Origin of the sequence: Fontibacter flavus (genome assembly GCF_042432905.1) — a bacterium.
GTDB classification, from domain to species: Bacteria; Bacteroidota; Bacteroidia; order Cytophagales; family Cyclobacteriaceae; genus Fontibacter; species Fontibacter flavus.
The window spans coordinates 72,755-87,361 of sequence record NZ_JBHLWI010000036.1 but is presented as its reverse complement, the minus strand read 5'-3'; the positions used below and the strand labels follow the sequence as shown (position 1 = coordinate 87,361).

Annotated in this window: 10 protein-coding genes; 4 read left to right on the top strand and 6 right to left on the bottom strand. The window is 40.0% G+C overall.

Translation table 11 applies throughout. The features are described 5' to 3' along the window. Nucleotides 1-115 precede the first annotated feature (115 nt). The 6 genes from hslU to ACFFIP_RS12930 form a co-directional block, all read right to left on the bottom strand. A complete protein-coding gene (hslU, locus tag ACFFIP_RS12955) occupies nucleotides 116-1,519 on the bottom strand; it encodes an ATP-dependent protease ATPase subunit HslU (RefSeq protein WP_382388081.1) in 1,404 nt (467 codons plus the stop codon). A 122-nt stretch (nucleotides 1,520-1,641) separates the two neighbouring features. Beyond that, on the bottom strand, nucleotides 1,642-4,128 hold the full coding sequence (gene lon, locus ACFFIP_RS12950; RefSeq protein WP_382388080.1) for an endopeptidase La: 2,487 nt from the start codon (nucleotides 4,126-4,128) through the stop codon (nucleotides 1,642-1,644). A 210-nt stretch (nucleotides 4,129-4,338) separates the two neighbouring features. Further along, nucleotides 4,339-6,408: a Kelch repeat-containing protein gene (locus ACFFIP_RS12945; protein ID WP_382388079.1), complete on the bottom strand. Its 2,070-nt coding sequence runs from the start codon at nucleotides 6,406-6,408 to the stop codon at nucleotides 4,339-4,341. A gap of 13 nt (nucleotides 6,409-6,421) precedes the next feature. Continuing rightward, nucleotides 6,422-7,648, bottom strand: coding sequence for a hypothetical protein (locus ACFFIP_RS12940; protein ID WP_382388078.1), 1,227 nt, complete (start codon nucleotides 7,646-7,648; stop codon nucleotides 6,422-6,424). 279 nt (nucleotides 7,649-7,927) lie between these two features. Then, on the bottom strand, nucleotides 7,928-9,244 hold the full coding sequence (gene rseP / locus ACFFIP_RS12935) for an RIP metalloprotease RseP (RefSeq protein WP_382388077.1): 1,317 nt from the start codon (nucleotides 9,242-9,244) through the stop codon (nucleotides 7,928-7,930). Further along, nucleotides 9,244-10,410: a 1-deoxy-D-xylulose-5-phosphate reductoisomerase gene (locus ACFFIP_RS12930; RefSeq protein ID WP_382388076.1), complete on the bottom strand. Its 1,167-nt coding sequence runs from the start codon at nucleotides 10,408-10,410 to the stop codon at nucleotides 9,244-9,246. The genes rseP and ACFFIP_RS12930 overlap by 1 nt, the downstream gene beginning before the upstream one ends. Before the next feature lie 190 nt (nucleotides 10,411-10,600). Between ACFFIP_RS12930 and ACFFIP_RS12925 the strand changes: the two genes are divergently transcribed. The 4 genes from ACFFIP_RS12925 (at nucleotide 10,601) to ACFFIP_RS12910 (ending at nucleotide 14,549) form a co-directional block, all read left to right on the top strand. Next, nucleotides 10,601-12,052: a S1C family serine protease gene (locus ACFFIP_RS12925; RefSeq protein WP_382388075.1), complete on the top strand. Its 1,452-nt coding sequence runs from the start codon at nucleotides 10,601-10,603 to the stop codon at nucleotides 12,050-12,052. A 36-nt stretch (nucleotides 12,053-12,088) separates the two neighbouring features. Then, nucleotides 12,089-12,502, top strand: a complete 414-nt coding sequence (locus ACFFIP_RS12920) for a nucleotidyltransferase substrate binding protein (RefSeq protein WP_382388074.1) — start codon at nucleotides 12,089-12,091, stop codon at nucleotides 12,500-12,502. A gap of 102 nt (nucleotides 12,503-12,604) precedes the next feature. After that, a complete protein-coding gene (locus tag ACFFIP_RS12915; protein ID WP_382388073.1) occupies nucleotides 12,605-13,876 on the top strand; it encodes an LVIVD repeat-containing protein in 1,272 nt (423 codons plus the stop codon). Nucleotides 13,877-13,928: 52 nt separating this feature from the next. Further along, nucleotides 13,929-14,549, top strand: coding sequence for a hypothetical protein (locus ACFFIP_RS12910; protein ID WP_382388072.1), 621 nt, complete (start codon nucleotides 13,929-13,931; stop codon nucleotides 14,547-14,549). Nucleotides 14,550-14,607: the final 58 nt, after the last annotated feature.

Genomic DNA, 14,607 nt, shown 5'->3' with positions numbered 1-14,607 from the left:
TCTTTATATCAAAGCTTCTACCGCCCGATTCTCAGAGTTAAACATTCTTGATTTAATCCTTTTGCGTTTTGTTTTTAATCTCCTACCTAAAGGTAGGCAAGCTCGCTTCTAAACTCTACAGTATATACTGCGACAGATCCCTATTTTTCACCAATGAACTCAATCTTTCCTGCACCATCTCTTTGGTAATCATAATCTTGGAATTGGCTTCAATGGTATCCGGGACCTCAAAAAGGAAATCATTCAACAAGTGGCTCATGACCGTGTGCAGTCTTCTTGCTCCGATATTTTCCACCTCTTCATTAATCTTGAAAGCCAATTTTGCAATTTCCCTGATCGCTTCATCATTGAAATCCAAAAACACCTCCTCAGCCTCAAACAAAGCCTGATATTGCTTGGTCAGGGCATTCTTTGGATCCTTCAAAATTCTGTAGAAATCATCTTCTGTCAGGGAACTTAATTCTACCCTGATTGGGAATCTCCCCTGTAACTCAGGAATCAGGTCAGATGGTTTGCTTACATGAAAAGCCCCCGCCGCAATAAACAATACGTGATCTGTATTGATGATCCCGTATTTGGTATTCACACTACTTCCTTCTACGATTGGCAAAAGATCCCGTTGCACGCCTTCTCTACTGACATCTGGGCCGCCACCGCCTTTGCCGCTTTTGGAGGCAATTTTATCTATTTCATCAATGAAGATAATCCCATTATTCTCAGCCAAGCGGATCGCTTCTTCTTTTACCTCGTCAAAATCAATCAGCTTACTGGTCTCTTCCTCCATAAGTATTTTTCTGGCCTCGGCAATACTTACCTTTCGTTTCTTTGTTTTCTTGGGCATCATGCCACTGATCATGTCCTGCAAACCAGCCATGCTGGCGTCATCGATCATGCCACCTCCGATCATACCAACTCCCACCGGAGGACTTTGCTTGACATTGATCTCTATTTTTCTGTCTTCCAGCTCCCCGTTTTTAAGTTTTTCTCTAAAACGTTCTCTGGTTCTTTCATTCAATTCGTCCTCTGAGGCCTGTTCTGGGTTAAATTCAGCAGATATAGAAACACCCGGTCTGGTAAATCCTGCAGATTTCACCGGTGGAATCAATATATCCAGGATTATTTCGTCCACCGACTCTGCCGCCTTTTCTTTTACCGCCTCGTTTTTGTTTTCCCTCACCAAATGCACGGATTGTTCCACCAAGTCACGGACCATGCTCTCCACATCTCGACCCACATAGCCTACTTCTGTAAACTTGGATGCTTCTACTTTGGTAAATGGTGCATTGGCAATCTTGGCCAGCCTTCTTGCAATTTCAGTTTTACCTACACCGGTAGAACCTATCATCAAGATGTTATTCGGAACAATATCTTTCTGAATATCGCTCTTCACATTCATCCTTCGGATTCGGTTACGCAAAGCAATTGCTACATTCCTCTTGGCATCATGTTGCCCAATGATATATTTGTCCAATTCAGCAACTATCTGTTTTGGAGTCAAATGCTGTATGTCGTTTCTCATTATCTTTATTTCTTTCGCCCTTTATATCACTTTCACTATACCTCTTCAACTGAGTTAATCCTTTAAGGTTACATCAAACCTTTTTATAGTGGACTAAAATAACCTTAACCTATGCCTTAATGTCAGTTTGAAGCTTCTTCCCTGTTTTCTTTGGGAAAGGTGAAAATCATAGGTTCCTCTACTTTGGACTTTAGCAAGGCAATATCCAGTACCTCTTCCACTTTATCGACAAAATGGAAAGTCACTCCCTTGATATATTCCTCGTCAATTTCTTCAATATCTCTTTTGTTCTTTTCGCAAAGAATGATCTCCTTGATACCTGCACGCTTGGCAGCAAGAATTTTTTCTTTGATCCCACCAACAGGCATCACTTTACCCCTAAGGGTAATCTCTCCTGTCATGGCTACTTTGGACTTCACTTTTCTCTGTGTAAAAATGGATGCCATCGCAGTCAACATCGTAATACCCGCAGAAGGGCCATCTTTAGGCACAGCTCCTGCTGGTACATGCACATGCAGGTCATAATTGTCAAATATGCGGTAATCCACCCCCATCTTTTCAGCTTTGGATTTCAAATAAGAAAGCGCTGTGACTGCAGACTCCTTCATGACTTCCCCCAACTGGCCCGATAGCGTCAATTTACCTTTACCTTTGCTGAGAGATGCCTCTACAAACAAAATCTCACCACCTACAGATGTCCAGGCAAGTCCAGTAACCACACCTGCTATGCTGTTATCCTGATAGATTTCTTTATCGAAAATTTCCCCGCCGAGAATTTTTCTGACTTCTTTTACCGTAATTTTCTTCACATATTCCTCTTCCAGGGCAATAGATTTAGCGACATTTCTGACAACTTTTCCAATAGCCCTTTCCAAACTCCTAACGCCTGATTCACGGGTATAATCCTCAATGATTTTAATGATTGCGGCTTTATCAAAGGAAATCTGATTTGCTTTCAAACCATGTTCTTTCCTTTGCTTTGGAATCAGATGCTTCTTGGCAATTTCTATTTTTTCCTCAAGCGTATAACCTGTCACCTCAATGATCTCCATTCTGTCCCGCAAAGCAGGCTGAATGCTATCTAAGGAATTGGCTGTGGCAATAAACAATACTTTAGAAAGGTCGTATTCTACCTCCAAATAGTTGTCTACAAATGTACTGTTCTGCTCAGGATCAAGGACTTCCAGGAAAGCGGAAGATGGATCTCCCCTAAAATCAGAGCTTAATTTATCAATCTCATCCAATACATAGACAGGGTTTGAAGTTTTCACTTTCTTCATGTTTTGGATGATCTTGCCCGGCATGGCACCTACGTAGGTTTTCCTATGACCGCGGATTTCTGCCTCATCGTGAACGCCCCCAAGTGACATCCTGATATATTTCCTGTCCAAAGCCCTTGCAATGGATTTCCCCAATGAAGTCTTCCCTACTCCCGGAGGACCATAAAGACATAAAATTGGCCCTTTCAGGTCATTTTTCAGTTTCAAAACTGCCAAGTACTCTATAATTCTTTCTTTGACCTTTTCTAGTCCATGGTGGTCTTTGTCCAGGATTTCTTTTGCCCTTTTTAGGTCAAAATTATCCACAGTAAATTCATTCCACGGCAATTCCACCAAGGTCTCAGCATAATTGAGGGCTATGGGATATTCCGCTGCAGATGGATTGATGCGGAGAATTTTATCCAGTTCCTTTTCAAAATGCTTCGCAACATTTTCAGACCATTTCTTTTTCGATCCTTTAAGGCGCAGTTCTTCCACTTCCTTCTCTGGACCTTCTTCACCCAATTCAGTTTGAAGAACCTTCATCTGCTGCCTTAGGAAATAATCCCTTTGCTGCTGATCAATATCTGTATGGACTTTTTTCTGGATTTCACTTTTCAGTTCCAGCATCTGTATGTCCTTCATCATAAACTCCAGAAGCAATGTCGCTCTCTCAATACCGTCATTAATCTCCAATAATTTTTGCTTTGCTTCGACAGGAGCATTGATGTTAGAGGAAAGAAAATGAGTCAAAAAAGGAGTGTTGTCAATATTGTCCAACGCCACTTGTGCTTCTCTGGGAATCTCTGGATTGAGATGCATGATTTTGGCCGCAGCATCCTTTAAGGATTCCTCAAGGGCCTGGATCTTCTTGCTGTTTTTGGGGAAATTCTCTTCCAGATATTCTACTTTGGCAGTAAAATAGGGATCCTCTGCCAGCGGTTCTGTTATTTGGAATCTCTTTTTTCCCTGTATGATAATAGTGGTATTGCCATCTGGTAGAACAATCATCTTGATGATTTTAGCCAAAGTTCCCACATGGTAAATATCTTCCCAGGAAGGGTCGTCGTGCTGAGGGTTGATCTGAGCGCAGACCCCGATCAGCTTATCTCCTTTTTGGGCTTTTTTGACCAATTTAATTGACCTTTGTCTCCCCACAGTGATCGGAATCACCACACCTGGAAACAAAACAGTATTTCTTACAGAAAGTATAGGAATCTCTTCAGCGTATTTCTCTGGTTGGGAGTGGGCCTCCTCTTCATCATCCGTGATCAGTTGAATCAGATCACCCTCAGCGGCGTAATCTCCTTCCATAAGCGATTGGAATAATTGATTTTCGAATTTATTCATAAAGGACATAATGACAGTTATCCTGTCATGTTGATATCAAAATTTAGTAGAACCTTCAATTTAATAAGGTTCTACCTATAAAATCAATGTACATGCCAATGTTTATTTAGGAACAAAATGACAGGTTATCCTAAAACAAGATCAACATACACTGATGTCACAATATTTTTCAGCACAATCTCAAGGAGTTAGGGAAGATTACCAATCGATTCAAAAAAACTCAGGATCAAATTCAAGGATACTGTAATATCTGTTAAATATGTAAAACTTGTTGTTTAACCCTACAGAAACCAAAGGAGCCAAACCGGAATTTAGATTATAACCGTCAATAAAAGAAAACTGGGTTTCCTCAAATGTCTTTAAATCCAACTTCCAAAGCCCGTTTCCATACCCCATATAAGCTTCATCTCCGATGACAAAAACTTCGTTGGTAGTAACTGCAGAATTGGCCTGCAAGGTGGTCACTTTTGACCACTGCTCTGTCTGTTCATCAAACACAAACAGAATATTTCCAAATGTCCCATCTTCCTGCCCAATCTGATAAAGCTTACTTTGGTAACGGAATGGAACATGTCTTCTGATATAACTCTCCTCCACGATGGTGTCTACCATTTTTTCCCAAACTTTTCCCGCAAAACTATACCTCCATCTTTCTGTTGATTCTGAATATCCAACACCTTCAGTAAGTAGAAATCCTCCATCGTAATAAAGATAATGATCGGTGGTATACACAGCCCTAGGTTGGGAGAAATTTGTAGGGATATTAGGTAATTTGGTCAATTTGGCGGTAGCAGGATCAAACTCAAAAAAGTCAATACTGCCTCCCGGAGGAATAATATTATCAGCGCCTGTATAAATTTTTCCATTAGGAGCTTTCATGGCGAAAACATTGGCCAAGTTGAATACTTGGTTGTTTGTGGTATTGGCGACAACCTGAAGAGTCATCAGATTTGGATCAAACCTATACACCTGTTTTTCCCTGAAAAAATACCCCTTGTCTCCATCACTTACCCCCCTCCCTTGCATGTATGCTATAGATTGAAAACTATCAGGAGTACGAAATACAGGTAGATATGGATTGAGTAAGGAGACTGTTACGTAATTCGTAGACCTGTTTCCGTAATTATCAAAATACACTTTATTGGATCTGCCTACCACATTATATTCACTCCCAATTGAAAAGAATATTTCATTCTGGCTTTCTAAACCAGTCTCATATACTTGGACGTAAGCCCCCTGAACATCTCCAATCAAACTATTGAAATATGGATTATGAATATTCTTATTGATGGTTTTGGCTGTTATACCATCCCCTGCAAAAATTGAAAAAGACTGACCAGGTTCAAAATCAGATAAGTTAAGTGAAAATATGTCTGACAATTCATATTTCTCACCTCGGATCCAAACTTCAATTTTCGGTCTTTGGGAAAGAAATCTAGCTGCAGGTTTAAAACCGATTTTATTTTTTGAATTAAGACTTACCGGTAAATCATATACATATCCCTCTTCTTTATAATACACCCTTACATGTTGTGACTCCAAAAAATCCCCTTCAATGTAAATCGCCTCATCATAATTCACATGTTGGATAGGAGTCGCTTCAAAAATTGGTTTTTTAAAATAAAAAGGTGAGGAAACCATCAGGTCTTTACCAGCAATTCTAAAATAAAACCTGAGGGTATTTTCATAAATTATCCTATCATCAAATGAAATTTCAGCAGGCAACAAAAACCTGAAATTCCCTTCATTGACCTGCACAATTCTAGCCGGATGCCCTTCAACAAATACTTCATAATTATTGGGGATTCTGCTCAGATTTTGACCATAAACGGTAATGGTATCACCAAAGTACAGAGGATTTGGGATCTCCATCCTTTGATAAACAAATCCTTCTGACCCCATGCTTTTAAATTCTATTGTGGCTGAATAGACATAACCTGAGGTGGTTTTCATATAGGCAGCCACATAATATTTATTGCCCATTTGCATGGAATGTGATGCCTTGATTTCAAAAAACTGCCCCGGCCTTCCTGAAGTGGATACCCTCTCGGCGTTGTTAATTCTTGGTTGAATAGATTCTGCATAAACAAAGCCATATTCGAGAATCTCCTCATTTCCAAAATCATAGACGTTGGCTGCGAACTGTGCCCCTGACGCATCTAATTCCTGAATAAATGCCACACTGAATCTTGGATTTCTGATCGGTTCAAGCTCATCTGTCTGACAGGAAGCCATCAATACTGTAACCAACACAAATAAAAATATTTTAATAGTCTTCATGTTGTTCCTCTTTTTAATACCTAATTCCAAACAAAATTGATGTCGCTAACTCATTATAGACGGCCGTGTTGGCATCTAGATTAATCGTATAGCTGTTCGATAAATAGCTTAACTGCAATTCTACTATAAACCCAAGCTTCTGTTGATGCTTGAAATGACCACCCAATTTTAATGATGGGCTCATATTGTGACTTCTGTAGTCCACATAAGATCCCTCTTGAAGGATAGTGATTCCGTTATAGATAGTGGTCCTATCTTGAATAGCAAAATTGCTTTTATAAGTGTTCATCCTGTAAATCCCACCTATCCCAAGATATGTTTCCATTAAGGCATTCTTTTGGAATGAATAGTTGATGAAAAATGGAGTAAAAACTGTGGATATGCTAAACTCTTCTGTCCCAGTTAATTTTAAAGCTTGATTTTGATAAGCAGAATTGACAACATTAGATGTTTTAGTGTAGCCTATTCCTGCATCAAAGCCAATTTTGGGCATATTCCTAAAATTGTATCCTTTAAGTCCCACTAAAATCGCAGGAGTAAGTTTTTTCTTAAATGAATCCTGTCTGTCTTCGTACCTAGAAGCAACCATTGAATTCATCATACCTCCTCCTGCCATTATAAAAGGGGAAACCCGAATAACCGGGATTCTTTCCACATGTACTTCATAAGGCCTTCCTTCGCAAAGATGATATTTAACAAGAATATCAATCAAACTCTGTTCTGAATACTGAGTGGTAAAGACAGCTCCACTTAATTTGGTCCCGCATTCCCCTGCCATTAAAATATTAAGTGTTCCAAGAAATGGCTTGCGGAAAGAAACTACAGACTTTCCCGAAATATTTGTCTCTTCATACTTTGCTTCCAAGTAAGTGATTTCCCTCCCATTACTGATATAAAAATTACCCTTATACCCCAAAAGACTGAGGGTTCCGCTTAAGAATTGTTGGGCAAATACTTTTTCTTTTTCTCCTGGTAGCAAGGTGCTATAAAAAAGCCTACCATTTTCCAGTCCAAACCCATTGATCTGATTAGGCGAATAAACACTTTCTTCCCCCAATAGGCTGGTGAATTTTATGGATGTAAATTGTTGTTGGTCAAAAGAACGAACAATTATACCATTTACCTTAAGTCCGGAAGGAAGGATGATGAAATCCCTATTGATATCCTGGGCAGATGCAGGACAGGTGAAGAGCATCAAACCGACCAACCCAATCAGTGAAATATGTAGAAAACCTTTCATAAAGAATTATTGGTAATGAAGATCATAACTGAAATCGGAAAAGATTTGCCTTTTTCAAGGAATGTAAAAGTCTTATCCGAATCAGAAATGGACTTATAACCAAATTCTTTTTCGCTTCATTATAAAACAAAGAAAATCATCATGACAATCACCTGTTTTACCAAACAAAGTCTAAGACAAGAACAATTGTAACGAAAAAAATAATAGCAAAAAATAAGGGTGAGGCATTTGGTCCCCACCCTTGTATAACTAATTGATTTTCAGCTTATATTTTTCACATTATGTAGTAAAAATTTTCAAGATATCATTACCGATTGCGAATACCATCAAAGCAAGTAGTAACACCATACCGACCTTTTGGGCATTTTCCAAAAATCTATCTGATGGAGCCTGACCGGAAACCATCTCATACAGCAGGAACATCACATGTCCTCCATCCAAGGCCGGAATAGGAAGCAAGTTCATAAATGCCAGAATCATGGATATCAAACCGGTGATACTCCAGAATTTTACCCAATCCCAATTGTTACCATAAATCTTGGCCATCCCAATTGGACCACTGACATTCTTCGCAGAAACTTCTCCTGTAAACATTTTACCCAAAGCTTTAGCATTGACAATGACCACACCAAAGGCCCTTTGAGTACCTTTAGTGATGGACTCACCAATTCCATATCGATGAACAACAGGCTGCAAAAGCGGATTGATAGCTATTCCAATAGTTCCTTCTTCACTGACAACTGTACTCTTTTCTAGTTTTTTCCCTTCTCTTTCTACTGTGAATTGTGCTTCTTCTCCTTTATTGTTGGCCAAGGCAGATTGCAGCTCATCAAAATAGTAGACGGGCTGTTGGTTGACAGCTACAATTTTATCTTTTTCCTGCAAGCCCATACCTGCAGCAGGGCTATTCGGCATTACCTGACCTACTTCAAAAGGTGTCCGGATATTGATAAAACGCATCAAACTTTCCTCATCTGAAAAAGAGTTGATGAAACCACGAGGAATATCAATTTTGATGACTTCTCCATCTCTTTCAACAGTGTAATAACCATCTGTGCTCAACAGCGCCTCACCACTGCTCAGATCACCTATACTTTTGTATGGCTCACCATTGATATCTAAAATCTTATCCCCATCCTGAAAACCAATCATCTTGCCGATATCATAGGCAACGATACCATGCTCTACTACCTGATCTCTAGAATAGTAAGTTTCACCTTTTTGATACACCAAAGTAACAAATATGATGATCCCTGTAATCACATTGACAATGATACCTCCAAGCATCACAATCAAACGTTGCCAGGCCGGTTTGGATCGGAACTCCCAAGGTTGTGGCTCAGAACTAAGCTGCTCTGTATCCATGGACTCATCCACCATTCCGGAAATTTTCACAAAACCTCCCAACGGAATTGCACCGATGGAATATTCTGTTTCTCCCCATTTAAACCCTACGATCTTAGGAGGAAAGCCTATAGAGAATTTTTCAACCCTCATGCCAAACATTTTGGCAGTGAGCAGGTGACCCAACTCGTGCAAGCCAACTAAAATCGATAATCCCAGTATCAACTGAGCCACCATGATCAGTGTATCCATTATTTTTTACTCTTAATTAATTCTTGTGTGATAATTCTGGACATTTTGTCCGATTCAATATAATCTTCCAGACTTGGCTGATGGATGAAAGTCGATTTATCCAAGGTTTCTGCGATCAAGTCTGACATTTCCAAAAACCCAACTTCGTCCCGCAAAAATGCGGCCACAACAACTTCATTGGCTGCATTAAGTATGCAAGGTGCATTACCGCCCTTATCCATAGCTTCATATGCCAGCCTTAAATTACGGAAAGTTTCTATATCAGGTTGTTCAAATGTGAGATTCGGATATTTTACAAAATCAAATCTTGGAAAATCTGCTTTCAAACGATCAGGATAACTCAATGCAAACTGTATAGGCAGTCGCATATCAGGAAGGCCAAGCTGTGCTTTGATAGAACCATCTTCAAACTGTATCAAAGAGTGAATGATAGATTGAGGATGTACGACCACTTCTATCTGATCCCTTTTCAAGCCAAAAAGCCATTTTGCCTCAATCACCTCAAGCCCTTTGTTCATCAAGGATGCCGAATCGATGGTGATTTTTGCCCCCATATCCCAGTTGGGATGCTTCAGAGCCTGCTCTTTGGTGACTGATTCCAAAAACGAACGGTCTTTTCCCCTAAATGGACCGCCTGAAGCTGTCAAGATAATTTTCTCAATAGGATTGTGAAACTCCCCTACCAAGCATTGGAATATAGCTGAATGCTCTGAATCCACTGGATAGATGTTCACTCCTTTTTCTTTGGCAAGTGCAGTAACCAATTCCCCAGCAACTACCAATGTCTCCTTGTTGGCCAATGCAATCTGCTTGGATGCATTGATAGCATTGATTGTCGGCAATAAGCCAGAATACCCCACGAGTGCGGTCAAAACCACATCAATTGAATCCATCTCCACTACCTGTGACAAAGCTTTTTCACCGGTATATACCTTAATGTCCGTATGAGCAAGCGCTTCTTTAACTTTGGAATATAATGCCTCATTGACAATTACCACACAATTGGGGTTGAATTCCAGCGCTTGGGCAATTAATAAGTCTGCGTTATTCTGAGCGGTAAGCACTTCCACTTCAAACCGATCCGGGTGGGACTTGATGACCTCTAGAGCCTGTGTCCCTATACTTCCTGTTGAGCCAAGGATGGCTACGTGTTTTTTTTCTGACATGAAATCACTTACTGATTAAGGGGACAAAGATTCATAATCACCCTTCCAAGCTGACAAAATTACAAGGATCAAGCACTTTTCCTGCTAATTTTTTTGTCTTTTTGAAATGCGGTATTTTTGGCATGCAAATAGGTGTACAGTTTTTTAAAGATTCACCGTGATGAATTAACCCAAAATCCGAAATTTCGTTATGAAGATTATGGAGAAAAATATCAAAGTTATCCTTGTGGCCTTTATAGCTGGTCTGGCAGGCGCCTGGACATTTCACCATTTCAATGAAAAGAAAGATCTTCCCCTCACCCAAACAGAGGAAATTAAACAAAATCCCAGATATCATGTAAATTTTGATCTTCCTAATGGACCCGATGCCTCATTGAACATGCCTGTTTCTTTTGTAGAGGCTTCTGAAAAAAGCACTCCTTCTGTGGTCTTTATCAAAAACTTTTCGGGAACTGACCAAAGGCGATACAGTATTTTTGATTATTTCTTCGGCACTGGACCCGTGCAAAGAGTCAGCACAGGATCTGGTGTTATCATCAGTACTGACGGCTATATCATCACCAATAACCACGTGATTGACCGTGCTGAGACCATTGATGTCGTACATCAAAAAAGAACCTATCCTGCCAAACTGATCGGCACTGATAAAAATACGGACATCGCAGTGCTGAAAATCGAAGCCCAAAATCTTCCCTCCATCAAACAGGGAAGTAGTCGTGAGCTCAGAATAGGAGAATGGGTAATTGCAGTCGGTAATCCATTTAATCTCACCTCTACTGTCACCGCGGGCATAGTATCCGCCAAAGAAAGGCAAATCAATATATTAGGTGGTGACTTTCCTTTAGAATCTTTTATCCAGACAGATGCACCGATAAATCCCGGCAATTCAGGGGGTGCCCTTGTCAATATTCGGGGTGAACTAGTTGGAATCAATACTGCCATCTTGTCCCGAACTGGTTCTTACACAGGGTATGGGTTTGCAGTACCGGTAGATATCGCCATGAAAATCTCGAATGACCTCATCCGGTACGGTGAAGTCCAAAAAGCCGTGCCGGGTATCGAAGTGGTTGAAATCACTCCGGAATTGGCTGAAGAAATGAAACTGCAGAATCTGGATGGCGTCATCGTCACTCATGTAATCCGAAATGGTGCTGGTGAAAAATCCGGACTACAACGTAATGATGTTATTACCAGAATTGAAGGAATCTCTATCACAGGCAAAGGAAGCTTTGAGGAAGTCCTTTCCTATTACTATCCTGGAGATAATATCCGAATTGAATACAAAAGAAACGGAAGTTCAAAATCAACTTCTTTGACACTACAAAACCTGGTAGGTGGTACAGGCATCATCAAAAGGGAGTTTTACGCTTCCAATCTACTTGGTGCACAACTTGAAGCTGTCAATACCATAGAAAGAGATAGATTGGGTATTGAACACGGTATTAAAATTACCGGCATGACCAGAGGTTATCTCAGGGATTTGGGACTAAACAATGGTTTTGTAATTACATTTATCAATGGTGAACCAGCCAAAAATCCTGAAGAAGTTGGAAAGTTCCTAGAAAATTTCAGTGGAAGGCTACGCTTGGATGGAGTGACACCAAATGGACAACCATTTATGCAGTCATACAGTGTCAGATGATATTTTTTTTGTAACTTAAAGCAAAGAGAAAAGCTCATGAAAACTACCCCATTAACCTGCGAAAAATGTTTTGCTGACTTCAAAGAATCTCTGGATGAACTTGAGGACATCATCAAATCAGCAAAAAGCCATGATTTGGATGAGAAATCCCAAAAAAGGGTTATCCGTTCATTTGAAATCACCCATGAACTAGCTCTTAAAACAATCGGTGAATATTTTAAAAAAATGGGCAGAAATAACCATCTTGGACCAAGAGACACGACAGTGGAAGCATTCAATGAGGATTTGATTGATGATGGCAAGGCTTGGCTGGACATGATCATTGACAGGATCAAGTATGACCCACTCTATCCGGAAGATTTTCAAAGGGACCTGACCGGAAATATAATTAGGAAATATTTCAACTCTTTTCTGAATTTTGAAAGAAAGTTGAAAGAGAAAATGGATTGATGACCCAAAATTTTTTTATTTTTTTTCAATCCCTTGTAGCGCATGAGTAGGTAATGACGTCTTGTAGATATCAACCATGCCACTATTTAACCTGCTTGACTTATGAAAAAACGTTTAATACAGATTTTCAGCTGGCCTGTCTTCGCCGTTTTAACGATAATGATGTTCTTGACGCTTCCCTCCTGCCATGATGAGGTAAGCAGCTCATACACTTATAGAACAAAGATCCCATTATTCTTAGAAATGAGTACCGTACGGGAATCTGACATCATCATAGAACCAAGCAAACCCTTAGACAATCCCGGGAAAATATATATTTATGGGGATTATCTTTTGATCAATGAGCCACAGAAAGGGATTCATATTTTGGACAATTCCAATCCTTCCTCTCCTTCAAATTTGAATTTCATCAACATTCCGGGAAATGTTGATTTAGCCATCAACAACAATATTCTTTACGCAGATAGCTATGTAGACTTATTGGCTTTTGACATCAGTGATATCAGAAACATCAATTTGATCAAAAGAATTGAAGATGTTTTTGAACACATGTTTGTCGATTTGGAAAAAAGTACCATCATCACCTATAAGGATACAGTAATGACCACTGAATCAGAAATGATGTGGGGCTGGGGAAGACCTTGGTGGGGGATGGAGAGATCCGATGCATTGGCATCATTTAGTGGATCTGGGCAAAACTATGGCCAAGGAGGTTCCATGGCCAGGTTTACGTTGATGAGTGGTCACTTGTATGCGGTTGATGATTATAGTTTACGCGTGTTTGATGTGAATCAGGAAGCAGACCCTAAGCATATCACCAATCTGAATCTTGGCTGGGGTATTGAGACCATTTTCCCTTTTCAGGAAAAATTGTTCATAGGCTCCAATACAGGCATGCATATCTATGACGCTTCCAGCCCTTCTTCTCCTCAGAAAATGGCTGTCTACCAGCACATCACTGCCTGTGACCCTGTAGTTGTGAATGAAGAATTTGCTTTTGTTACGCTGCGCTCTGGCATCAACTGCCGATTTGGAGTAGACGAACTTCAGGTAGTGGATATTAAAAATCCCTATGCTCCTAAATTGGTGAAAGCTTATGAAATGCTCAACCCACATGGTTTGAGTCTGACAGGGGATTACCTCTACCTTGCCGAAGGGAAACATGGTTTAAAAAGCTTCAATGTCGCTGATGTCATGAATATTGACAAAAACCAGCTGGAGTTTCTCAAAAGCATGAAATCTGTAGACATCATCGCAGGACCAAAATCCCTGATTGTTATTGGACCGGAAGGTGTTTGTCAATTTGATTATACTACTCCTTCAAAACTGAAGCCACTTAGCTGTATCCAAGTTAACAATCCAGTTATCGTATAGTTTGATCCCCATCAAACTCTTTGGGATTATATTTTGTGTCTTTTGAATCAAGATGAAAAAACTTCTATTCGCTCTCGCTTTTACCTTTTTGTCAGGAATTTCAGGATTAGCCCAGGAAAATAATTTTTTCAGCCAAACGGAAATTGGTCCGATGTTAGGGAGAGTGAAAGTTTGGGATGACAGTCATGACCTGAGGGTGAATTTTTCTTTAGAAAGCTTCAATGGTGTAAAAGTAAAACCAAACCATGCAGTAGGGATTCTTTTGGGGATAAACAGCTACCCTGACATCAAATTGATGCCGATAGCTTTTGGATGGAGGGGTTATAAGGAAAATGGTAAGAGGACTTCTCCTTATGCAGGAATAGACCTCGGATATGCCTCAGCTTGGCTGGAAAAAAGAACTGCCAATGAATGGTCCGAACAATGGCATGAAGGGGGATTCATGTTCAGTCCCAGTCTTGGCATCAAAAGAAACTCCAAAAACAGCAAAAGAGCTTACACCTGGTCTTTGGGATATAAAAGGCAATATGCATTTTTCTATGACGGGATGAAATCAGGAACAGGAAGTTTAAGCAATATCGGTGAGTCCAGTCTACCTCCTGGGTTTATTTCCGTTCGGGAAGAGTCCTATGTTTTTAACAGTTTGTTGATCAAATGGGGAATCGCTTTTTAATTTACCCAACTCACTGAATTCTCCGAACATTCAACTCTTTAACTGAGCTTTTGACTTA